Source organism: Citrobacter sp. RHBSTW-00570 (assembly GCF_013739755.1).
GTDB classification, from domain to species: domain Bacteria; phylum Pseudomonadota; class Gammaproteobacteria; order Enterobacterales; family Enterobacteriaceae; genus Citrobacter; species Citrobacter braakii.
On the sequence record NZ_CP056399.1, the window covers coordinates 4444390 to 4467683 of the forward strand.

A 23294-nucleotide genomic window follows, 5' to 3' on the forward strand; every position below is an offset into this window, starting at 1 on the left:
GCGCCCCATCGTATTTCCAGGAAACAACCATGAATATTCCCCACTGGTGGCAAAACGGCGTCATCTATCAGGTTTACCCCAAGAGTTTTCAGGACACCACCGGCAGCGGCACCGGCGATTTACGCGGCGTGACGCAGCGTCTCGGCTATCTGCAAACGCTGGGGGTTGATGCCATCTGGCTAACGCCGTTCTATATTTCGCCGCAGGTTGATAACGGCTACGACGTCGCGGATTACATGTCTGTCGATCCGGCCTACGGAACGCTTGCAGACTTTGACGAACTGGTGGCGCAGGCGAAAGCGCGCGGTATCCGTATTATTCTCGATATGGTGTTTAACCACACTTCAACCCAGCACCCCTGGTTTCGCGAGGCGCTGGATAAAGACAGCCCGTATCGTCAGTTTTACCTCTGGCGCGACGGTACGCCAGACAGTCTCCCGAATAACTGGCGCTCCAAATTTGGCGGCAGCGCCTGGGGCTGGCACGCCGAAAGCGAGCAGTACTATCTGCACCTCTTTGCTCCGGAGCAGGCAGACCTGAACTGGGAGAACCCGGCGGTCCGCGCCGAGCTAAAAAAAGTGTGCGAGTTCTGGGCCGATCGCGGCGTGGACGGACTGCGTCTCGACGTGGTGAATCTTATCTCTAAAGATCAGGACTTCCCGAGCGATCCCGACGGCGATGGGCGGCGTTTTTATACCGACGGCCCGCGTGCGCATGCGTTTTTACGTGAAATGAATCGCGACGTCTTCACGCCCCGCGGCCTGATGACGGTCGGAGAAATGTCCTCCACCACGCTGGAAAACTGCCAGCAGTACGCCGCACTCGATGGCAGCGAACTGTCAATGACCTTCAACTTCCACCACCTGAAAGTGGATTACCCCAACGGTGAGAAGTGGACGTTAGCCAAACCCGACTATGTGGCGCTCAAAACCCTGTTTCGCCGCTGGCAACAAGGCATGCACAATCAGGCCTGGAACGCGCTGTTCTGGTGTAACCACGACCAGCCACGCATCGTGTCGCGTTTTGGCGATGAAGGTAAATACCGCGTTCCGGCCGCAAAAATGCTGGCGATGGTGCTGCACGGTATGCAGGGCACGCCCTACATCTACCAGGGTGAAGAGATCGGCATGACCAATCCGCACTTCCGCCAGATTACCGATTACCGCGATGTGGAAAGCCATAACATGTTTGCCGCCCTGAACGGCCAGGGGCGCGATGCGCAAGAGCTGCTGGCGATCCTCGCCAGTAAATCGCGCGATAACAGCCGCACGCCGATGCAGTGGGATGCCAGCAAACACGCGGGCTTCACCGCGGGTGAACCGTGGATCAATCTGTGCGACAACGCAGCGGATATCAACGTGGCGGCAGCGCTGCGCGATACCGACTCGGTGTTCTATACCTATCAGAAGCTGATCGCATTGCGTAAAGCAGAGCCGGTTATCACCTGGGGCGACTATCAGGATCTGCTACCGGACAGCCCGCATCTGTGGTGCTATCAACGTGAATGGCAAGGACAGCGGTTGCTGGTCATTGCTAATCTGAGCGATACCTTCCAGAGCTGGCAGCCGACCCAGACCGACGGCAACTGGCAGGTGCTGATGCACAACTATGCCGAGGTCGCCAGCCAACCCGCAGACATGACGCTGCGTCCTTTTGAAGCCGTCTGGTGGTTGCAAAAATAGCTTGCAATTATGTTCAGGCCCGGTACGCATAACGCTGCCGGGCTTTGATGCCTACGCTCAGCTTACTTTTCTGTTTTTGTTGAATAATTAATCAGAATTTTCTGCCCACAATTTACAATCGGCTGTAGTGCCCGTCATCTGTACGCTCCGATTTTTACTTTGCGCTACATCAAATAAATCGTAAACATCCTTGATGCAAATCACTACATATAGAACTTAAAATGCACGCCGACCCAATATGTTGTATTAATCGACTACAATTGCTACAACTACAGTGCACCGCTTCACGGTGGAATTGTGGATAAAGTGGGTCAGGATTGCGGGAAGTCATTGGCAATAGAGATGAATAAAGCCCTGATGGCCTCCCCAACCTCTGTGGATAACCTGTTCTTATAAATATGGAGTGATCATGACACCGCATGTGATGAAACGAGATGGCTGTAAAGTGCCGTTTAAATCAGAGCGCATCAAAGAAGCCATTCTGCGTGCAGCTAAAGCAGCGGGAGTCGATGACGCAGATTACTGTGCCACCGTCGCAGAAGTCGTTAGTAGCCAGATGAATGAGCGCAGCAAGGTCGATATCAACGAGATCCAGACAGCGGTAGAAAACCAGTTAATGTCTGGCCCGTACAAACAACTCGCCCGTGCGTACATCGAATATCGCCACGACCGTGATATCCAGCGTGAAAAACGTGGCCGTCTGAACCAGGAAATTCGTGGTCTGGTTGAGCAAACCAACTCTGCTCTGCTGAATGAAAATGCCAACAAAGACAGCAAAGTGATCCCAACCCAGCGCGACCTGCTGGCCGGTATCGTTGCCAAACACTATGCGCGTCAGCACCTACTGCCGCGTGATGTCGTCCAGGCGCACGAGCGTGGTGATATTCACTATCACGATCTCGACTACTCTCCGTTCTTCCCAATGTTTAACTGCATGCTGATCGACCTGAAAGGCATGCTGACGCAGGGCTTTAAGATGGGTAACGCGGAAATTGAACCGCCAAAATCCATCTCTACCGCGACCGCCGTCACCGCGCAAATTATCGCGCAGGTCGCCAGCCATATTTATGGCGGCACCACCATTAACCGTATTGATGAAGTTCTCGCGCCGTTCGTTACCGAGAGCTTTAATAAACATCGTAAAACCGCTGAAGAATGGCAGATCCCGGACGCCGACGGTTATGCCCATTCCCGTACCGAGAAAGAGTGCTACGACGCATTCCAGTCTCTCGAGTATGAAGTGAACACCCTGCATACCGCCAACGGTCAGACGCCGTTCGTGACCTTTGGTTTTGGCCTGGGAACCAGTTGGGAATCGCGTTTGATCCAGCAGTCCATTCTGCGTAACCGTATTGCCGGCTTGGGTAAAAATCGTAAAACCGCAGTGTTCCCGAAACTGGTGTTCGCGATTCGTGACGGTCTGAACCACAAGTTTGGCGATCCGAACTACGACATCAAGCAGCTGGCACTGGAGTGCGCAAGCAAGCGTATGTATCCGGACATCCTGAACTACGATCAGGTGGTCAAAGTGACCGGCTCGTTCAAAACGCCAATGGGCTGTCGCAGCTTCCTCGGCGTGTGGGAAAACGAGAACGGCGAACAGATTCACGACGGACGTAACAACCTCGGCGTTATCAGCCTCAACCTGCCGCGTATCGCGCTGGAAGCGCATGGCGATGAAGCCACCTTCTGGAAACTGCTTGACGATCGTCTGGTGCTGGCGCGTAAAGCGCTGATGACCCGCATTGCGCGCCTGGAAGGCGTGAAGGCCCGCGTGGCGCCAATTCTGTATATGGAAGGGGCCTGCGGCGTGCGTCTGAAAGCGGACGATGACGTGTCAGAAATCTTTAAAAATGGTCGTGCATCCATCTCTCTGGGCTACATCGGTATTCACGAAACCATCAATGCGCTGTTTGGCGACAAGCATGTGTATGACAGCGAGCAGCTGCGCGCCAAAGGTATCGCCATTGTGGAACGCCTGCGCCAAGCGGTCGATCAGTGGAAAGACGAAACTGGCTACGGCTTTAGCCTGTACAGCACGCCAAGTGAAAACCTGTGCGACCGTTTCTGCCGTCTGGATACCGCCGAATTTGGCGTGGTCCCGGGCGTGACCGACAAAGGCTACTACACCAACAGCTTCCACCTCGACGTGGAGAAGAAGGTTAACCCGTACGACAAGATCGATTTCGAAGCGCCGTACCCGCCGCTGGCAAGCGGGGGCTTCATTTGCTACGGCGAATACCCGAATATTCAGCACAACCTGAAAGCGCTGGAAGACGTCTGGGATTACAGCTATCAGCACGTGCCCTATTACGGGACCAACACGCCAATCGATGAATGCTACGAGTGCGGCTTTACCGGTGAATTTGAGTGCACCAGCAAAGGCTTTACCTGCCCGAAATGTGGTAACCACGACGCCGCGCGCGTATCGGTCACCCGCCGCGTCTGCGGTTACTTAGGCAGCCCGGACGCACGTCCGTTTAACGCCGGTAAGCAGGAAGAAGTGAAGCGCCGCGTTAAGCATTTAGGGAACGGGCAGATCGGTTAATTTAGACGATTTTATTGCCCGGCGATGCGACGCTTTTCGGGCCATTATTTCCGCAACGCAATTCACGTCATAGCAAGGCAGCAAATGAGTAAGTCCCGGGGAGCTTACATAAGTAAGTGACTCGGGCGCACGAACGCAGCTATGGCGCGAATTGATAAACGGATGAGAAGCGAAAATGAATTACCATCAGTATTACCCTGTCGACATCGTTAACGGTCCCGGCACTCGCTGTACCCTGTTTGTTTCAGGATGCGTGCATGAATGCCCCGGTTGCTATAACAAAAGCACCTGGCGGCTCAATTCCGGCCAGCAGTTTAGCAAAGAGATGGAAGACAAGATCATTGCCGATCTGAACGACACGCGTATTCACCGTCAGGGGATCTCGCTCTCCGGCGGCGATCCGCTGCATCCGCAGAACGTGCCGGATATTCTGCAACTGGTGCAGCGCATTCGCGCTGAGTGTCCGGGAAAAGACATCTGGGTGTGGACCGGCTACAAGCTCGATGAACTCGATGCCGCGCAAATGCAGGTTGTCAATCTCATCAACGTGCTGGTCGATGGCAAATACGTGCAGGATCTCAAAGACCCGGCGCTAATCTGGCGCGGCAGCAGCAACCAGGTTGTACATCATTTGCGATAATTTCCAGCAGTAGAGGTTCTGTTTTCCGCCCCTCAAAAACGGCTCACACACTCCATTGCAACCGTTTTGAACTCGCTGAAATTCCGGCATGCGCAGAGCCGCGTCATCGCGCGCTCGCGCAGGAAGGTGACGAAAATATCGTAGATCGCCATCGCTTCTTCGTATTCGCTTTTGCTGATGGCGAGCAGGAAGATCACATGCGCCGTTTCATCCCCCCAGGCGATACCCCGCGGGGCGAGGATGGTGTAGACCACCGTTTTCTTTGCCAGCAGACCGAGGGCGTGCGGCAGGGCAATGCTGTCACCCAGCATGGTGCTGACGATGGCCTCACGTTCAACCACCGAATCAAGAAACTCCGCATCGACAAAGCCTTCATCCTGCAACTGGCGACATAAAACGTTGAACAACGTTTGTTGATCCATTGGCTCGTCGATCACACGAAAATGGGCGGCATCGAAGAATTTGTTCAACATCCACGGACGGGTTCTGTCGACCAGCACCAGTTTGCCAATTTGCTCCAGTTGATAATCGGTAGGGAACGGTGCAATCATCACCACAGGCTTATCTTTTTCACCAATCCGCGCGGTAGAGATTACGAAATCTTCGCTGATGCTTTCCCGCTGTTCGTAGTCGCGTAGCGTCACGGTATCGACGATTTCTATCTGCGGATACTTACGCGCCAGCACCGCCTCAATCATCCGCACCATCGCATTTCCAGCATCGCATACCAGCAGAACTTTCGGCTGCCTCTGGTAACCGATGTTGTAACTACGCTCCAGCCCGACGCCAATATGCAGCACAAGGAAGCCAATCTCATTTTCACTGATGGTGTACGGCGTATATTTTCCCCATCCCGAGACGGCGGCCAGCGTCATGTCCCACGCCATCGGGTAGTGCTGTTTAATATTTTCCAGTAGCGGATTGGGGATCATTATCTGGTAACGTACCCGGGTGATCATCGTCTTAATATGCGTCAGCAGGTCAGCATGTAACTGTTTGTCATTCAACAGGTTGTAGTTGTACTGGCTGTTGATAAACCGCAGGATGTAATTGACCAGCGCTTCGTCATCATCCGCATTGATGGCGCTGGGGGCGATCTCTTGTACCTGGCGGGCGGCGATATGCACCTGCAGCCAGTTCTCTTCGGAAACGGTAAGCGGTTTATCCGCCAGTCGGTGCAATACCGCTGCGATTTCCCGCGTGGCCAGGCACACCGATTGCTCGGCTTCTTCTGCGGCAAACTCCGGGAGAGGATACCCTTCGCTAATCCGCCGTACCGCCACCGCGCAGTACAACCGCAAAAACAGCTCACCCTCATCGGTCAGGCGAATGTGAAAACGGGCAAAAATATCCTGCAAAACAGGTTGCAGCTGTTCAGGGATCCCGGCATTTAGTGCCTCTTGCGTCACTAGCGGGTGCTGTGGATCCTGCTGCGCCAGCGTCCATAGCAGATCGGTCAAACAGGCGCGGATCGCCATCTCGCTGCCAAACAGTTTCATACCGTGACGGGGGCGCGTTTCCAGCGTCAGATGATAACGTTGCAGATGCTCGCGCACCTCAGCCATATCGTTTTGCAGCGTCGCGCGGCTGATAAACCATTCATCAGCCAAATCCTCTAGCTTCAGCGAAAAGGCCGACGTCAGAAAACGAACCACCAGCCAGTGCACCCGCTCCTGGCTGGTGCGAGGGATGCGCAGCAACGCGTCTGGCCGCTGCGTTTGCAGGGCATGATAACGTGCCGGGTCGTCAATTTTGAGTTGATAACCGTTACCCCGGCTGAGGACAAACTGCGCGCCGTACTGGGTGAGCAGCGCGTTTAGCGCAGTGATATCCGCCCGTACGGTGCGTGTGGAAACCGACAACCGCTGCGCCAGCTCGTCCTGTGGAAGCGCTTCGTTTTGCAGCATGCCAAACAGCTGCGCTAAACGTTGGTTGGGGAATCGCACGTCAGTTTCCTCATCAGTCAGTTAGCCTACGCAGGCCCGGGTCATCGCCATCAGCTGGCGCACGTCGTCCGGTCGGGTGTTACCACTCACCTTATCAATAATCGAACTATAGATGTGAGGAATGATTTTGCTCACTCCGGCATCCAGGGCGATCTGCAAAATTTCAGTGAAATTATCCAGATCGATACCGCCGGTGGGCTCCAGCCAGAAGTCATGACGGGCGCAGGCCTGGGCGACTGCAATGTACTCCTCACGGCACTTCAGGCCACCCATTGGGAAGTATTTAATCGAGCTCCCCCCCATGTCTTTGAGCAACGCAATCGCGGTTTCTACCGGCACAATGCCGTCTGGCGTCTGGCTGCTCAGCGGACCGGTGGAGATTTTCACCCTGCCCGGAGTGCCAGTTGGCGAGACCAGACCGTTGACCACCGTCTCCTGCTGACCCAGCAGCGCGCGGCTGGTCGCCACGCCGGTAAAGACCTGATTAACATGCTGTGGCTGCACCTGACGGGAAATTTCACTGACCATCGCCGACTGGTTTGGATCGCCCGCCCCCAGCCCCACGGAGAGGGCATTGTCGATAAGCGCTGCGTATTCACGCATATCCGCAACCGCGCTTGCGACATCCGGGTAATTTTTTGACAACACACCGACCAGCACGTGTCCTTCCGCCGCCGCGTAAATATCCCGGGCATTTTCTTTGGAGCCCGCCAGCACGTTCAGGCAGACGCGGTCGCGATAAAAGTTAGGGGTCAGTTTCATGCTTTTTTCTCCTGCGAAATCACTTCACCAATTCGACGGGCCACAATCTCCAGTTGCGCGCGATCCACGCTGCGCACATCGGCTTCGATAATGCCTTCGTTAGCTTTGTAACCACGGAAGTAAATCGCGTACTCTCCCTGCTTGAGCGCGTCGACCAGTTCACCTGTGGCGATGCCGGTTACCGCTTCGTCAAACTTAATTTCGGTGCGCGCGATGTCGCGCCCTGCGCTGTCCCACACCACGCGGGCACTTACGCCGTGAAGCTGGTTTAACGCATTAATGAACGGCGTCATTTTCTCGACCATCTCCGCGCCGCTCTCTTTCTGCGCGTTCAGATACAGTTCGATGGCGCAGGTCAGGCCAAGAATCCCCTCTTTGCCCACCTTCATCGCCCGACCAATCCCCGCGGTCTGGCGCTTCACCCACTCAACGTATTGGGTTTTGCCAATCACCAGGCCGCTGGTTGGCCCTTCAATCGCCTTCGCACCGCTATAAATCACCAGATCCGCACCAACCCGGTAGTAGCACTGCAAATCCTCTTCCGCCGCCGCATCCACGATTAGCGGCAGATTATGCGTACGCGCCACCACCGCAGCCTGTTCCACGCTGAGCATACTTTTCTGGACGCAGTGGTGAGATTTGATATACAGAATGGCCGCCGTGCGTGGCGTAATGGCCGCCGCCAGCTGAGTGGCGGAACATTCGTTGGCATAACCCGCTTCCACGAGCTTGCCGCCGCCGAGCGCCACCATGGTGCCAACCGGAGCGCCAAAGTTGACGTTGTGGCCTCTGGGCAGCACGATTTCGTTGTTCTCGATCGGTGCGACGTGCAGGTTCTCCAGCAGCCAGTCGCTGTCCTTAACCAGCACTCCAGCCACTGACAGGGCGATTCCGGCCGAAGCGCAGGAGACGACGGTTGCCCCTTCCACCTCCAGCAATTTCGCAATGTAGTCACCGGTCTTATTGACCAGGTCTTTCATCTCAAAATATTGATTCATCCCCGCCATTGCGGCCTCAACCACTTCTGGTCGTGGCGTAGAAACGCCGAGCGCCGTCATGCGGCCTGAGGTGTTAATCACCTGTTTTAAATTGTATTTCTCAAAAATCGAAGGCATGTTCCGCGCTCCCTTGTTCGGTCATATAGCCCTTGCCCGCACGTATTGCGGCAAGCGGCACCAGCAGTTGTTCAGCCTGCAGGCTGTCGTTTTCTGCATCTACCAGCACGGTTGGCTGGCGCTTAAGCGTAAAGAGGGTTAAATCGGCATCCAGACCAACCTGCAGTCGCCCTTTCTGTTTCAGGCGCAGACCATCGGCGGCATTGGCAGTAACGCACTCAATGACCTGCGGTAGCGACATCCCAATGGCGAGAAATTTCGACATCACATTCGCCAGGGAATACACCGGGCCGCTGATACGGTTGCGACAATAAATATCAGAGCTGATGGTGTGCGGCAAAATGCCCAGACCGATAGCGCGTTTTGCCACCGCAAAGCTCAGGCTGGCGGTGCCATGCCCAACGTCCAGACGCACACCGCGTGAAATCGCCCGCGTCACTGACGCTCGCAGCTCGCCTTGCGGCGTCAGAATACGATTCGGCTTACCGTTGTAGCAGTGGGTAATGATGTCGCCCGCGGTCAGGCGTTCGGCGATCTCATCCAGATCCGGCGGATTGTTGCCGATGTGCACCATCAGCGGCAGGTCACCGTTCTGCGCTTGCATCGCTTTGGCGCGCTCCAGCGGCGTAATGCCGTTTTCACCGACCACGCTGCTGCTCATGCGCGCCTTCAGGCCGACGATAAAATCAGGATGGCGCTTCACCGCCTGTCGCACCGCATCGGCGTCAATGTTGGCCATATTAGCCAGCTCGTTCTGGGCGATAAGCCCAACGCGGGAAATATTCAGCAGCGCATACACTTCGGTGGTCGCTTCCCGGGTCAGGGTATAAAAATCATCGATATCATCCGCCCCGGTACTACCCGCATCCACCACCGTGGTAACGCCGGTAGCTATACCGACGCTGTCCGGCTGGTCGTGATAAATCGGGGATTTCGGGTAGCAGTGAACGTGGGAATCAATCCAACCTGCGCTGACGTAGTACTCGCCGCCAAGTTCGATGGTTTTCAGCGCCGGGCCATCTACGTCGCCCAACGCCGCAATTTTGCCGTCTTTGAGCGCAATATCGCTCACCGTATCGTCAACGAGGCGCGCACGGCGCAGGAGTAAATCAAACATCGCTCTCTCCTTTGCCGGATGGCGGCGCAACCGCCTCATCCGGCCTACAAATCAACAGTTAGCTAATGGCAATCGGGAAGATGGACCCGAGGATCATCGCCCCAAGGATCGCCCCGCCGGTGATCGGTTTCTGCCACAGGTAAAACAGCAGCGCGCCCGCCAGTGAACCGATGCCGATAGGGATAGACGCCGTCATCGCGCTGAGGATAATCAATGGCCCGAGGAAGCGGCCGGAGGCGTTACCGGCCCCCATCATGACATCCGCACCGTAGGTCGAGTCGCTCTGATTGATGGTGAACTTACGCGCCAGAATAATGATGTAGCCAATCGCCAGACCAATCACCAGACCGGTGACCAGCGACGCTGCGAAGTTGGCAACCGGGAAGATAATACCTGCGCCCAACAGCAGCGCCGGAACACCTAACCCGACCCCGGTCTGAATCGCCCCGCCAATATCCAGAATCCCCACCAGCGAACCTTCAATGATGCGGGCAAACAGGAAGCTTGCACCAAACGCCGCCACCGCCCCGTAGGAGCCGGTGTCCATTCCCGCCTTCAGCATCGCCACAAAAGCGACTTCGTTAAATGCGCCAATACCGTACAGGTAGTACATGTGCGTTCCGGCAAATACGCCAGAGGAGAGCAGGCCAACGAAGATCGGGAACGACCAGTCAGCGAACCAAAAACCTTTATTCTGTTCCATGATGGCCTCCGTTATTTGCCGCTGAGCGAGTTGTGGATCAGTTCGAGCCAGTTAGGCACGGTCAGATGGAAGGATTCGATCATCTTCATGTCGAAGCCGCGGAAGAAGCCGCTCAGGACAAACAGCGCGACGATAGCCACCATCATCACTTTAGTGACGTGGTTCCAGCCGCTCTCTTCCACGCCTTTACCGATCAGAATGCCAAGGACCAGACCCGGAACGGCGTTGCCCATAATCAACTGCGCCGCGCCGCCAAAGACGGTGGCCCAGAAGCCTGATTTTTTACCGGCATCGATCGCCGCCAGCCAGAAGATCACTGGCATCACGGTGTTAACCAGCAGGTTAGCCGCAGGCACCAGCACCTTGACGGCAGTCACCTGCAACGCTTCCGGTACGGATGACGCCGTGAGGTTCAGGAAGGTCACGACGATCATCCCGATAACGCCGCAGGCAATCGCAATGCGCTTGGGATCGTGCAGCGTTTCACCGACGTTGCGGTTTTTAACCATCAGCGCAGCAGCGCCCCAGTTGGGGATGATGCGATGGTCGACGTCCTGAGTGAACGCCCCCGCCGCAACGGAGGAAGCCCAGGCGTTAAAGAAGAAGCCCAGGCCGAACGAGAAGTGAGAAGCCGGATCCCCTTCGCAGGAATTCAGTTCTCCCAGAGTACGAAACGCGCCCATCCCTTGAGTGGTAGGCGCATGAAACATGCGTGCAGCCCCAGCGCCGACACCGACGCCAACCAGGCCGCCGATGATGAGCGATTTTATTAATATTATCAGGAACATAATTATGCCTTTTAATAAAGAATCAGCGTTGCGTAACGAAATCCACCTTGTCGAGATTGATGGCAGTCACGTTGACGGTCACGTCCAGCTCCACGCTGAAGGTGCGTCTTTCCCGGCGCAAAAAGAGGAATAAAAATGCCTCTTTGCGCACCGATTCACGCGCTTGAACAACCTGCACATCCTGTGGCTCAATACGCAGTAAGATATGCGGCGACGCTTTCATCACCGCAGCCTGAACGTGGTTCAGGGCATCGGCAAAGGCGCGCGCTTTGGCCTCGCCCTTGCCAGTGACTCTCACCGTGGTGGTGAATTGTTCTTTCATGCTTAAGCGCCGTGTTTCTTTTGCCACGCCTGTACCAGGCGCTCACCGAGTTCTTCTTTGTCCATAAAACCGAACCCCAGCACGTTGCAACCTTCGTTGATGGCAGTGACCCCTTCATCAACCGAGCGCATGCCGTATTTCGCCTTGTAGCCGTATTTGGTCTGCGCGGTAATCGCACCCGCGCCGCCACTGCCGCAAAACGAGATACCAAAGGTGGCGTTTTCCGCTTTCATCACGTCACCCAGCTTCATATCTGCCGCAACGCCCGGCACCACAACCGCACGGCCGCCCGCTTTCTCAACGCCTGCCGCCACTTTCTGGCCTTTACCCAGACGATCGCCAATCACTACGGTAATCTGTTCCATCTTTTGCTCCTTAAAGGTTGTCTTTCGCGACTTCGAAGTGCACCGACAGCAGCCAGGCCTCTTCCTCAGGAAGATTGCCAAACTCAGCGACCACGTCACGGGCAAGCGCCATTGATTCGGCAGAAATTTCATCAAACAAGCTGGCATCGACTTCTGGTAAGGGTTCACCCGTTACCGAGCGGTGCGCCATGGCGCGAACATGCGACGTCAGCATCTGTTCCTGTACAGCGTTGGGAATAATGTGGCGTTCACGCAGCAAGGCATACACCTGCGCCAGCATGCGGTCGGCCAGTTCCACCGATTCCCCCATGTCATTCATTACAGCTCCGTTATTCACTCGTCTTACCCCACTAGTGGCTCTGAGGGTAACTTAGCGGTGGGGGTTAAAAGTTTGTAGCGAGTTGTTTTCCACTTCGAAGTGGAAAGGGGCGCAGCGATAGTGATCTGTGCCGCAAAAAGGGCCGGGACCACGATTAATCACTGGAAGAATGTGATTGAGATCGCAAGAGTGAGCAGCAAAATGGAAGGAAATGCGAACAATGAATGGACGATAAAAATGAAAAAATGTGATGGGGATAGCGTTTACTTATGGGATGCAGGGGCGCAGCGTCTTATCCGGCCTACGGTTATGCAGGCCGGATAGAGTAGATTAGCGGAACTTCTTGTGGTTTTCGTTGCGCGTTTTTTTCAGGTCTTCCGCAACGGCTTTCGCCTCTTTGACTTTACCTTCGTTCGCCAGTTTAAGCGCGCCGTCAATCTGACCGATCAGCGTGTCAAAGCCGTGGCGGAAATCTTTCATCTCCGCACTGTCCGGGGATTTGCTCTCCAGCTTCGGCGGCGTTCCCTTTTGAGCATCCAGCGCGGCTGCACGCATTTTGGTCAACGCGTCTTTCAGTTCAGTCGCATTGTCCGTTTTTTCGACGACCTTCAGGTTGTCGTTGAGGATCCCCATGTCATCTTCGAGATCGGCTGCAAACGCAGAAGAACCAAGAACCAGCGTTGAAGCCGCGACGATCGCTAACAGGTGTTTACGCATTGCTCACTTCCTTTTTTATTATTAAAAAATTAACGCCTTAACGAGTATCATTGCCCGGCGATTTTCATCTCCGGTAACAATACCGAACCACACTGAATATTACTGCGCGTTTCAATATCGTTGCCTACGGTCACAATATTGCGCCACATCTCTTTTAAGTTCCCGGCGATGGTAATTTCACTCACCGGATACTGAATTTCGCCGTTTTCGACCCAAAAACCCGCCGCGCCGCGAGAGTAATCGCCGGTAATGCCGCTAACGCCCTGCCCCATCAGCTCGGTAACCACAAGACCTGTGCCCATCTCTTTGAGCAACTGCTCGAAGCTTAGACCCTGTCCTGGAATTCGCCAGTTGTGGATCCCACCCGCATGACCGGTGCTCTTCAGTCCCAGCTTACGTGCGGAATAGTTGGTCAGCAGCCATTGGGTCAGCACACCGTCTTTAACAATGTCACGGCGTTCGGTCCGTACGCCTTCGCTGTCGAACGGCGACGATGCCAGCCCTTTCAGCAGGTGCGGATGTTCTTCAATAGTCAGCCATTCCGGCAGAATTTGTTTGCCCAGCGAGTCGAGCAGGAAGGTGGATTTACGGTACACAGAACCACCGGCAATAGCGCCGACCAGATGTCCGAACAGCCCAGTCGCCACTTCGTTGGCAAAAATCACCGGCGCTTTCATGGTGGAAAGTTTACGCGGAGAGAGGCGAGATAAGGTGCGGCGAGCACAGTCTGCCCCCACCCATTCCGGCGTTTGCAGATCGCCCATCGCCCGGCCAATGGTGTAGGCGTAATCACGCTCCATATCGCCATTTTCTTCCGCGATGACACAGCTGGAAAGAGAATGACGCGTAGAGCAGTAGCCCTGCAGCATCCCGTGACTGTTACCAAACACTTTGATGCCGTAGTGGCTGTTAAAACTGCCGCCTTCGGTATTGGTGATACGCTTATCGGCCTGCAGCGCCGCCTGTTCCGCGCGGGCTGCCAGTTCGATAGCTTCGTCAGGGGAAACTTCCGCCGGGTGGAACAGATCCAAATCGGGCGCATCAAAGGCCAGCAGTTCTTTATCTGCCACGCCCGCGCACGGGTCCGGTGAGGTGTAACGTGCAATATCCAGCGCGGCCTGCACGGTACGTGCAATCGCCTGCGGGCTTAAATCGGTGGACGATGCGCTGCCCTTACGGTTTTGGTGATAAACCGTAATCCCCAGCGCGCCATCGCTATTGAATTCTACGTTCTCCACTTCACCATAACGGGTGCTGACGCTAATACCCGTGGTCTTGCTCACAGCGACTTCCGCGCCATCCGACTTACCTGACGCTAATTCCAGTGCCGTCGAGACCGCTTCTTCCAGAATCTTACGCTGCGCTTCAACTTGTGAGATTACTTTCATCGCAAATGCCATAATGTAGAGAGAGTTTCTCTGAAGTCTAACAGAGAACCGTTTTTCAGTGCGCATCTTAACTGGTAACATTAGCCTCTTTTTTTAAGGAGCCTGACATGACTAAGCAGCCCGAAGACTGGCTCGACGACGTTCCCGGTGATGACATCGAAGACGAAGACGATGAAATTATCTGGGTTAGTAAAAGTGAAATAAAACGTGACGCCGAGGAGTTAAAACACCTGGGTGTGGAACTGGTGAAACTGGGGAAAAACGCGCTGGATAAAATCCCGCTCGACGCGGATTTACGTGCCGCGATTGAGTTGGCCCAGCGTATTAAGATGGAAGGTCGCCGCCGCCAGCTGCAGCTGATTGGCAAAATGTTGCGCCAGCGCGATGTTGATCCTATCCGTCAGGCGCTGGACAAGCTGAAAAACCGTCACAACCAACAGGTTGTACTGTTTCACAAGCTTGAGCAACTGCGCGATCGCCTGATCGCCGAAGGTGATGATGCGGTAGCGGAAGTGCTGAACCTGTGGCCAAACGCCGATCGCCAGCAGCTTCGTTCTCTGGTTCGCAATGCGAAGAAAGAGCAAGAAGGCAACAAGCCGCCGAAATCAGCACGTCAGATTTTCCAGTATCTGCGTGAACTGGCGGAAAACGAAATCTAATCTCTTCGTCTGCAGAAAGTGCCGGATGATGTAAATACTTCATCCGGCCTGGATTCTGTGCTCTTACTGCTGGGGCTGCATTTCGCCCATAGCGTTCTCTGACTGGCTCTCTTCATGCAGATACTGCTTATCTAAAATCTTCACGAACGGTGTATAAATCGCGGTGGCGATAACCAGATTCACGGCCTGTAAAACAATGCCTGAAATCCCGGTGGTGAGGAAACCAGAAATAAAGATCGGCGTTGTCCAGGGAATGGAGATACCAGAGGTGGGGGGAACCCAGCCGAATGCGATAACCACATAAGTAACCGTACACAGCACCATTGGGGTAATGATAAACGGGATAAGCATCAGCGGATTAAGCACGATTGGCAAACCAAAAATAACCGGCTCATTAATGTTAAAAATTGCCGCCGGTGCCGCCAGCCGTGAGAGCTGCTTTAATCGCGTACTTTTGGCAACCATAAAGATGCTAATCAACAGCGCTCCGGTAAAGCCCGTACCGCCGGCAATCAAATAGACATCCCTGAACTGCTGAGTAATGATGTTGGTCGCTACCAGCCCGGCCTGAGTTTGCGCCAGGTTCTGCGCACTGAGCGTTTGCCAGATAGGCCCCATTACGGATGTCATGATAGAGTCGCCATGGATCCCAAAGAACCAGAAGAAACTGATCATCATCTCAGCAATCAGTTGCGATAAGAGGGAATTCCCCAGATACAGCAACGGCTGTTGCAGCATGACGCTGATAAATTTCCCCGGCGTACCAAAAGGCGTGTTCTCAAACAGCACCTTGATGATAATCCAGAACAGTAGCACTAAGAAGATAGGTACCAGCGATTTAAACGACCTGGCAATCTCTGGCGGGACACTCGCAGGCATCTTGATGGTAAAAGCCCTGTTTTCCAGAAACTGAACCACCTTGATGGTGACCACAGTGACGATAATCCCTAAGAACATCGATTCAGAGCTAAAGTCGATCAGCGCGTAAGCATCGACGACGATTTCTCCCGATCCTGTCGTAATATGACCAGGCGACATTAAGAAGAAGATCGCCACCGGTAAAATAGCGGAACTTTGGCTGAGATTAAGCTTTTCAACTAACTCCTTTGAGAAGGTGATAATCACCAGCAGCGTCATTAATCCGTAGCTGGCGTTAATCCCGTAATTGAGCTTATCCAGCACGCCTTCCCCTAACAGCGAACTCATAAACTCGTGATAGCCGTTAACAGGAAAGTTGGTTAACAATACGAAAAATGAACCGACAATCAAAAAGGGAATCAGGGCAATAAACGCATTTTTTAGTGCGGTCAGGTAGATGTTTGACGAGATTTTCTCGGCCAGTGGCAACATCTTTTGTTCGAGTAGAGAGGTTATGCTCATGCCCGCTTACCCTATAAGGTTTTTTGTCACGTAATAATTAACCTGCGGGAACTGCTTGATATAGATGGCAGGAACCTGAGTGTGGTGCGCATCGCCGTTAACAATCTCCTGATAAATATCCTTTTTCGTATCGTGGTTGATGATGACAATCACTTTTCCAGCCTTGATGATTTTATTCAGCCCGACGGTAATACCTTCGGTGAGGGTGACATCTCCGGAGAAGTATTTATGGCTGGCGACGTTAATTGTTACGTCATCCAGTTGAGTTTGTAGATAATCCTCATCAAACGGCACGCCCGGCTCGTTTAAGCCGATATGCCCGTTCATTCCCACGCCCAGAATTACATAGTCAAACTCTTCACCGTTGAGCGCGGTTTGGTAATGGGCAATATTTTGTGCCGTAGAGGCAAACGGATTGAAATGGACTAACCGCACCGGATAGGCACATTTGTGCACAAAGTCCTGATTAATCATGTTCAGACAACTGCCATCTGATTCGCTGGGCACGTTGACCCACTCATCCAGCGCAAAGAAGGTAAGGCGTTCGGCAAACGGTGTCGCTGCCAGTGCTTCGTAAATCCAGTGAGGCGTGCTACCGGAGGGGATCAGCACGCGAGAATGTGGTTTGAGCGTGGATAGCTCACTAACGACCTGTTCAGCCAGCGCGGCATTGGTATCAAACGTTGTACATTTCATCCGTTTCTTCTCGCTATTAAAGTGATTCAATCTTTTTGGCGAATAAAGGAAGATACTTTTTATTGGCCAGCAGCATCTCTTTGACTAACGCCACGCCCGAAGTGTCGCTTGAGCATAATGGGTTGAAAATAAAGCCAGAAATAAGCGCTTGATAATCGCCGGTGGCGGCGGCTTTGACGATCAGCGCTTCATAGTCTTTCATCATGGAAACAATCCCTTTCGCAGGAGATGGGATCTCACCAGTACAAATTGGAATCGGACCATTACGGGTAATCACACAGTTCACTTCAACTACCGCCTCTTCCGGTAAATTAGTGATAGCACCGCCGTTACGAACGTTGACGGTTTGAATGCTCTTATCGTCGCGGTAAATAGCGCGAATAACGTTCAGCGCGGCGGTGGAATAAAGCGCACCGCCACGGGCTTCCAGCTCTTTAGGCTTATCCTGAAGCGTAACGTCGCTGTATTTTTTAAACAGTTCGGCTTCGATATTTTTGACGATCTCACCCCGTGATTGCTCGGCTGCTTCCTGCTCGGCCAGCATTTCAGTCGTCTTGAGGTAGTATTTTAAATAGGAAGAGGGGATCAGATTGGTGGCGGCCAGCAGCTCTTTATGAAACTGCTCATTGCTGATGTTTTTAAAGCTCAGTGCATCGACGTCGGCGGCGTTGATTATCTCGATGGTTTCGCGGGTACGGTCGACGCCGTTATGCAAAATTTTGGTAATAAAGTTCATATGGTTGGAGCCTTTGAACTCGACGTATAAATCCTCTACGTTAGCATTCAGCAGCCCGGCCACCTGATGGGTCATATTGACAGGACCATTGCACAGGCCGATGACCCGATTGTTGTGGCTGTATTTGAGTACCGCTTCTGTCACCATGGAAGCTGGATTGGTGAAGTTAATCAGCCAGGCGTTTGGACAAATCGCCTTCATTTCATTCGCTATTTCAATGATGACCGGAATGGTGCGCAGAGCTTTGAACATCCCGCCCGCGCCGTTGGTTTCCTGGCCAATAAAACCGTATGACTTCGGCAGTTTTTCATCAACGATTCGGGCATCAATACCACCGACGCGCAGTTGAGTCACCACGAAGTCGGCACCTAGCAGCGCTGTTTTGCGGTCAAAAGTTTGGATGACATCAATTGGTAAATTTGCTTTGGCAAGCATTCTTTTGGTGAGATCGAAAATGATGTTCATTTTCTCTTTACCCATTTCAACGTCGATAAAAGCGATGTGAGAGATGGGAAGCTGGTGGTAGTTTTTAATTACACCTTCAATCAGTTCTGGCGTATAGCTGCTACCCGCACCAATCACCACGAGTTTTAGTTTTTTCATTAGTCTTCTACTTTTGAATTAAATTTCAACGACACTTTTCTGACATTGGATAAATGGAAAAGCATAATATCTACGATGGCTATCTGGATCGGATAGCTTATATTTTCGAAAGCAGTATCTTTAATAATGGCGTTTTTGTAGATCAAGACCGCATCGGCCTTAAGCGCCAGCGTAGAGTTTTCCCGGCTGGTAATCGCGGCCACCTTGATGCCGTTTTTTCTGGCATTAAAAATTATCTCTTCCAGCATTTCTGACTCACCGCTGTTGGAAACAATCAGCATACAATCGTTAGCGGTCAGAAAGCGGCTGCGGACATTACAGTTGGTGTAGTCTGTTTCATTGAGGATATTAAAGCCCAGCACCATCAGATTATAGCTAACATAGTTCGCCACGCTATCTGATGTACCGTATCCCCAGGTGATAATCGTATTGCAGTCGGACAAAAAATCACAAAAGACTTTGACTTTATTCTCAGACACTCTGGCTAAAGCATCCTGCATTTCTTGTATATATTCGCTAACAAACGCGTTATGGTGCTGCGAGTTTTGCGATCTGGAGAATACGTCCCGAATGTTGACCTTAAACTCCTGGAAATTATTAAAGCCTAATTTCTTTACCAGCTTAGAAATAGATGGCGCGGTAGTATAAACGCGATCTGCCAGTTCATGAATTTTCATTTTATAAACATCAGCAGGGTTCTCCTGACAGAATTTATAAACTCGCAGTTCATTATTGGTTAAATTTTTTCGCATGGAGCGCACCTTTTATTATGTGGCACTTACGCCACATTGGCTCTCGAGGGGATATTAGCAAGGGAAAAGCGGAAATAGATTTTATGATTTAGAAATTAATTTCTGCGATCTGAGTTATAAATTTCCATATGGAGGCTTCCCATTCCGTTGAGAAGTATGGCGTAACCAGAAGGCCGGATGGCAACGGAGATCGTGCTCCTGAGAAAGTGCCGGATAACGGTGTAAACACCTTATCCGGCCCACAACGGATCGTAAGCCCGGTAAGCGTAGCGCCATCGGGCATTTTTTTACTCTTCTTCTGCCTGGGCTTTCTTCGCCAGGCCATCCAGCAGTTTTTGATGGATGCCACCAAACCCGCCGTTACTCATCACCAGGATGTGATCGCCAGGCTGTGCAGTTTTCACCACCATATCTGCCAGCGCATCCACATCGCCACTCCAGTGCGCAGGCTGAACGCAGGCTTCAGCGACTTCTGCTACCTGCCACGGAATATGCGGGGGTTGCAGCAGGAACACTTCGTCCGCACGCCCTAACGACGGCGCCAGGTCATCTTTGCACAGGCCCATTTTCATGGTGTTCGAGCGTGGTTCCAACACCGCGATGATGCGCGCCGTGCCACCCACTTTACCGCGCAGCGCCGCAAGCGTTGCCAGAATGGCCGTTGGGTGATGGGCGAAATCGTCATACACCGTCACGCCATTGGCTTCGCCGCGCAGCTCAAGACGACGACGGGCGTTGATGAACGAGCCCAGCGCATTGGCTGCATCCGCAGGCACGACGCCAACATGGCGCGCGGCAGCAATCGCCATCAGACCGTTGTGCATGTTGTGCTCGCCTACCAGGCCCCACTTCACCACGCCAACATTTTCACCGTCCAGCCACACTTCCCATTCGGATGCATCAGTGGTCAGCTTTTTCGCCTGCCAGTGACCTTGTTCACCAACCAGCTCTTGTTCGCTCCAGCAGCCCATCGCCATCGTCTGTTTCAGATTGATGTCGTTTTCCGGGTAGATAATGCGTCCCTGGCCCGGCACGATACGCACCAGGTGGTGGAACTGTTTCTGGATCGCTTTCAGATCGTCAAAAATATCCGCGTGATCGAACTCAAGGTTGTTGAGGATCAGCGTACGCGGGCAGTAATGTACGAATTTAGAACGCTTATCGAAGAAGGCGCAATCGTACTCATCCGCTTCAATCACGAAGAAGTCGCTCTCACCCAGACGCGCGGAAACCTCAAAGTTCCCCGGTACGCCGCCGATCACAAAGCCAGGCTTATAGCCGCAGGCTTCGAGGATCCAGGTCGCCATTCCGGCGGTGGTGGTTTTGCCGTGCGTCCCCGCAACCGCCAGTACCCAACGATCGCGCAGTACAAAGTCATGCAGCCACTGCGGGCCGGACATGTACGGAATGTTCTTTTCCAGCACTGCTTCCACACACGGATTACCCCGGGTCATGGCATTGCCAATGATCACCAGGTCCGGCTGCGGATCGAGCTGGCTGGCATCGTAACCCTGAATCAGATCAATGCCTTGCTTCTCAAGTAAGGTACTCATCGGCGGATACACATTGGCGTCCGAACCGGTTACTTCATGACCGAGTGAGCGCGCCAGCATCGCCAGACCGCCCATGAAAGTGCCACAAATTCCCAAAATATGAATGCGCATACGTCACTATCCTTTTTTAATCTGGGGGCCATTTCACGCACATGTCCGGCAAGTGAGAAACGCATTTCAGGATATTCCGTAGTTTGCTGGCGCGATTCACCTAAGCGCGACAATGGAAATATTTGTTAATATTGTTGCGGTCGCTTTACTCCACATAAATTGCAGGGAAAGTGTTATGAAAACGTTAGGTGAATTTATTGTCGAAAAGCAGCACGAGTTTTCTCATGCTACCGGTGAACTCACTGCTTTGTTGTCGGCAATAAAGCTGGGCGCCAAGATCATCCACCGCGATATCAACAAGGCCGGTCTGGTCGATATCCTGGGTGCCAGCGGTGCTGAGAACGTGCAGGGAGAGGTTCAGCAAAAACTCGATCTGTTCGCGAACGAAAAACTGAAAGCTGCACTGAAGGCGCGCGACATTGTGGCGGGCATTGCCTCGGAAGAAGAAGATGAAATCGTCGTCTTTGAAGGCTGTGAACACGCAAAATATGTTGTGCTGATGGATCCTCTGGATGGCTCATCCAACATCGATGTTAACGTCTCTGTCGGTACGATTTTCTCTATTTATCGCCGCGTAACCCCAGTCGGCACGCCGGTCACGGAAGAGGATTTCCTGCAACCAGGCAACAAGCAGGTTGCTGCGGGCTACGTTGTTTATGGTTCTTCCACCATGCTGGTGTATACCACCGGCTGTGGCGTACACGCCTTCACCTACGATCCTTCTCTGGGCGTATTCTGCCTCAGCCAGGAACGTATGCGCTTCCCAGCGAAAGGCAGCACGTACTCCATTAACGAAGGCAACTACATTAAATTCCCGAACGGCGTGAAGAAGTACATTAAATTCTGCCAGGAAGAAGATAAGTCAACTCAGCGCCCGTACACCTCGCGCTACATTGGCTCTCTGGTTGCGGATTTCCATCGTAATCTGCTCAAAGGCGGGATCTACCTGTACCCAAGCACAGCCAGCCACCCGCAAGGGAAGCTGCGTCTGCTGTACGAATGCAATCCGATGGCCTTCCTGGCCGAGCAGGCGGGCGGCAAAGCGAGCGATGGTAAGGATCGCATTCTGGATATCACCCCGGAAAGCCTGCACCAGCGTCGCTCCTTCTTCGTAGGTAACGACCATATGGTTGAAGATGTAGAACGCTTTATCCGCGAATTCCCGGACGCGTAATACGCTTTGCCGGATGAGACGTGTTAACGCCATCATCCGGCAAATTTATCCCCTACGCCGTTTGTACTTTAAACGCCGCCATTGCTTCGAGCAGCGCATGTGACTGCTCTTCCAACGAGCGGGTAGCCGCTGAAGATTGCTGTACCAGCGCCGCATTTTGCTGCGCCGTTTCATCCATCTGAATCACCGCGATATTCACCTGCTCAATGCCGCGACTCTGTTCCTGCGACGCGCTGGCAATTTCGCGCATCAGTTTAGTCATGCGCATCACTTCATTGGCAATCTCATCCATGGTTTCGCCCGCCTGCTGCGCCAGTTCGCTGCCTTCTCCCACGTGGGTGTGTGAATCGCTGATTAACGTGCGGATCTCTTTTGCCGCCTCGGCGCTGCGGCTGGCCAGATTACGCACTTCACCTGCAACGACCGCAAAGCCCCGCCCTTGCTCACCGGCACGTGCCGCTTCAACAGAAGCATTGAGCGCCAGGATATTGGTCTGGAAAGCAATACCGTCGATTACGCTGAGGATGTCGGCGATTCGGCTGGAACTGCCGGAAATATCGCGCATTTTCTCAATCACATAGCACACCATCTCACTGCCGCGATCGGCGGTATCCGACACCGATTTTGCCAACTGGTGTGCCTGTTCCGCGTTCTGCGCATTCTGTTTCACGGTCGCCGTGAGTTCTTCCATACTGGCGGCGGTCTGCTCCAGCGAAGTGGCTGTCGATTCAGTACGTTGCGCCAGATGCTGGTTCCCGGCCGTCAGCTCACGGCTACCAATATCAATTTGTAAACTGGCATCGCGGACACGCTGTACCGAGTCGCCCAACGCATGGCGCATTTCATCCATTGCCGCGTTCAGACGGTTGAATTCGGCGCTGGCCGACAGCGCGGTAACCGGCGACAAATCCCCCGTCGCCAGGCGTTCCAGTTGCTCAACCATATTATCCAGCGGCTTGAGAAACTTATTTCGCAACATGAACCAAATCACCGCCAGCAACGCGAGGGCAGCCAACATCGAGGCGCTCATAATACCGTGGTAAATCAAAGAAGTAATGATACGGGTAGAGGCATACAGCCCCATACCGCCGGTCAGCAACAGAAGGAACGTTAGCAGAGACAATAACACCAACAAACTTGATCGAATTGAAAGGGATTTTGGCATCGTTATATTTCCGGTTGTAGGGTTAAAACAGACCTGTACAGAACCTATCGACT

General features: G+C 53.3%; 22 protein-coding genes. 5 read left to right on the forward strand and 17 right to left on the reverse strand.

Annotated elements, in window-relative coordinates; all coding sequences use genetic code 11:
• Window positions 1-29 precede the first annotated feature (29 nt).
• From treC to nrdG, 3 genes are all read left to right on the forward strand, one after another.
• On the forward strand, window positions 30-1682 hold the full coding sequence (treC, locus tag HV237_RS21130; protein WP_047358556.1) for an alpha,alpha-phosphotrehalase: 1653 nt from the start codon (window positions 30-32) through the stop codon (window positions 1680-1682).
• A gap of 409 nt (window positions 1683-2091) precedes the next feature.
• Complete coding sequence (gene nrdD, locus HV237_RS21135; RefSeq protein WP_016151477.1) at window positions 2092-4230, forward strand: anaerobic ribonucleoside-triphosphate reductase; 2139 nt, start codon at window positions 2092-2094, stop codon at window positions 4228-4230.
• 175 nt (window positions 4231-4405) lie between these two features.
• Window positions 4406-4870, forward strand: a complete 465-nt coding sequence (nrdG, locus tag HV237_RS21140; RefSeq protein WP_047358557.1) for an anaerobic ribonucleoside-triphosphate reductase-activating protein — start codon at window positions 4406-4408, stop codon at window positions 4868-4870.
• Between the two features lie 32 nt (window positions 4871-4902).
• Here nrdG and HV237_RS21145 read toward each other — a convergent pair whose 3' ends face one another.
• The 11 genes from HV237_RS21145 to pmbA form a co-directional block, all read right to left on the reverse strand.
• Window positions 4903-6816, reverse strand: coding sequence for a PRD domain-containing protein (locus HV237_RS21145; RefSeq protein WP_047358558.1), 1914 nt, complete (start codon window positions 6814-6816; stop codon window positions 4903-4905).
• 21 nt (window positions 6817-6837) lie between these two features.
• Complete coding sequence (locus tag HV237_RS21150) at window positions 6838-7578, reverse strand: KDGP aldolase family protein (protein WP_016151471.1); 741 nt, start codon at window positions 7576-7578, stop codon at window positions 6838-6840.
• Window positions 7575-8693, reverse strand: coding sequence for a DgaE family pyridoxal phosphate-dependent ammonia lyase (locus tag HV237_RS21155; protein ID WP_047358559.1), 1119 nt, complete (start codon window positions 8691-8693; stop codon window positions 7575-7577). The genes HV237_RS21150 and HV237_RS21155 overlap by 4 nt, the downstream gene beginning before the upstream one ends.
• The gene (locus HV237_RS21160; protein WP_047358560.1) at window positions 8677-9810 is read right to left on the reverse strand and encodes an amidohydrolase/deacetylase family metallohydrolase; all 1134 of its coding nucleotides are present in this window, start codon (window positions 9808-9810) and stop codon (window positions 8677-8679) included. Before HV237_RS21160 ends, HV237_RS21155 begins: the two co-directional genes overlap by 17 nt.
• A gap of 58 nt (window positions 9811-9868) precedes the next feature.
• The gene (locus HV237_RS21165) at window positions 9869-10513 is read right to left on the reverse strand and encodes a DUF4310 family protein (RefSeq protein WP_003830379.1); all 645 of its coding nucleotides are present in this window, start codon (window positions 10511-10513) and stop codon (window positions 9869-9871) included.
• Between the two features lie 11 nt (window positions 10514-10524).
• A complete protein-coding gene (locus tag HV237_RS21170; RefSeq protein WP_047358561.1) occupies window positions 10525-11301 on the reverse strand; it encodes a DUF4311 domain-containing protein in 777 nt (258 codons plus the stop codon).
• Between the two features lie 22 nt (window positions 11302-11323).
• Window positions 11324-11623 (reverse strand): DUF4312 family protein, encoded by a 300-nt coding sequence (locus HV237_RS21175; RefSeq protein WP_016151468.1) that lies wholly within the window; start codon window positions 11621-11623, stop codon window positions 11324-11326.
• 2 nt (window positions 11624-11625) lie between these two features.
• Window positions 11626-11988, reverse strand: coding sequence for an SFCGS family glycine-rich protein (locus tag HV237_RS21180; RefSeq protein WP_003830384.1), 363 nt, complete (start codon window positions 11986-11988; stop codon window positions 11626-11628).
• A 10-nt stretch (window positions 11989-11998) separates the two neighbouring features.
• Window positions 11999-12307 carry a PRD domain-containing protein gene (locus tag HV237_RS21185; protein WP_016151467.1) on the reverse strand — a complete coding sequence of 103 codons (309 nt, stop codon included), beginning with the start codon at window positions 12305-12307 and terminating at the stop codon, window positions 11999-12001.
• A gap of 330 nt (window positions 12308-12637) precedes the next feature.
• A complete protein-coding gene (gene cybC, locus HV237_RS21190; RefSeq protein WP_047358562.1) occupies window positions 12638-13024 on the reverse strand; it encodes a cytochrome b562 in 387 nt (128 codons plus the stop codon).
• A 47-nt stretch (window positions 13025-13071) separates the two neighbouring features.
• Entirely contained in the window at window positions 13072-14424 is a 1353-nt protein-coding gene (pmbA, locus tag HV237_RS21195; RefSeq protein WP_047358563.1) for a metalloprotease PmbA, read from the reverse strand.
• Between the two features lie 95 nt (window positions 14425-14519).
• Between pmbA and yjgA the strand changes: the two genes are divergently transcribed.
• Entirely contained in the window at window positions 14520-15071 is a 552-nt protein-coding gene (gene yjgA / locus HV237_RS21200; RefSeq protein WP_016151465.1) for a ribosome biogenesis factor YjgA, read from the forward strand.
• A gap of 63 nt (window positions 15072-15134) precedes the next feature.
• On the opposite strand, the gene HV237_RS21205 is transcribed toward yjgA, so the two are convergent.
• The 5 genes from HV237_RS21205 to mpl all read right to left on the reverse strand — a co-directional run bounded on the left by HV237_RS21205 (window position 15135) and on the right by mpl (window position 20902).
• Window positions 15135-16451 (reverse strand): PTS transporter subunit EIIC, encoded by a 1317-nt coding sequence (locus HV237_RS21205; RefSeq protein ID WP_047358564.1) that lies wholly within the window; start codon window positions 16449-16451, stop codon window positions 15135-15137.
• A 6-nt stretch (window positions 16452-16457) separates the two neighbouring features.
• Window positions 16458-17147, reverse strand: coding sequence for a 6-phosphogluconolactonase (locus HV237_RS21210; RefSeq protein ID WP_047358565.1), 690 nt, complete (start codon window positions 17145-17147; stop codon window positions 16458-16460).
• Window positions 17148-17163: 16 nt separating this feature from the next.
• Entirely contained in the window at window positions 17164-18486 is a 1323-nt protein-coding gene (locus HV237_RS21215) for a 6-phospho-beta-glucosidase (RefSeq protein WP_047358566.1), read from the reverse strand.
• Complete coding sequence (locus HV237_RS21220) at window positions 18486-19238, reverse strand: MurR/RpiR family transcriptional regulator (RefSeq protein ID WP_046275824.1); 753 nt, start codon at window positions 19236-19238, stop codon at window positions 18486-18488. Before HV237_RS21220 ends, HV237_RS21215 begins: the two co-directional genes overlap by 1 nt.
• A 287-nt stretch (window positions 19239-19525) precedes the next feature.
• The gene (mpl, locus tag HV237_RS21225) at window positions 19526-20902 is read right to left on the reverse strand and encodes a UDP-N-acetylmuramate:L-alanyl-gamma-D-glutamyl-meso-diaminopimelate ligase (protein WP_016151460.1); all 1377 of its coding nucleotides are present in this window, start codon (window positions 20900-20902) and stop codon (window positions 19526-19528) included.
• Window positions 20903-21077: 175 nt separating this feature from the next.
• Here mpl and fbp point away from each other — a divergent pair, with 175 nt between their 5' ends.
• Complete coding sequence (gene fbp / locus HV237_RS21230) at window positions 21078-22076, forward strand: class 1 fructose-bisphosphatase (RefSeq protein ID WP_016151459.1); 999 nt, start codon at window positions 21078-21080, stop codon at window positions 22074-22076.
• Window positions 22077-22128: 52 nt separating this feature from the next.
• Here fbp and HV237_RS21235 read toward each other — a convergent pair whose 3' ends face one another.
• On the reverse strand, window positions 22129-23241 hold the full coding sequence (locus tag HV237_RS21235) for a methyl-accepting chemotaxis protein (protein WP_016155535.1): 1113 nt from the start codon (window positions 23239-23241) through the stop codon (window positions 22129-22131).
• Between the last annotated feature and the right edge of the window lie 53 nt (window positions 23242-23294).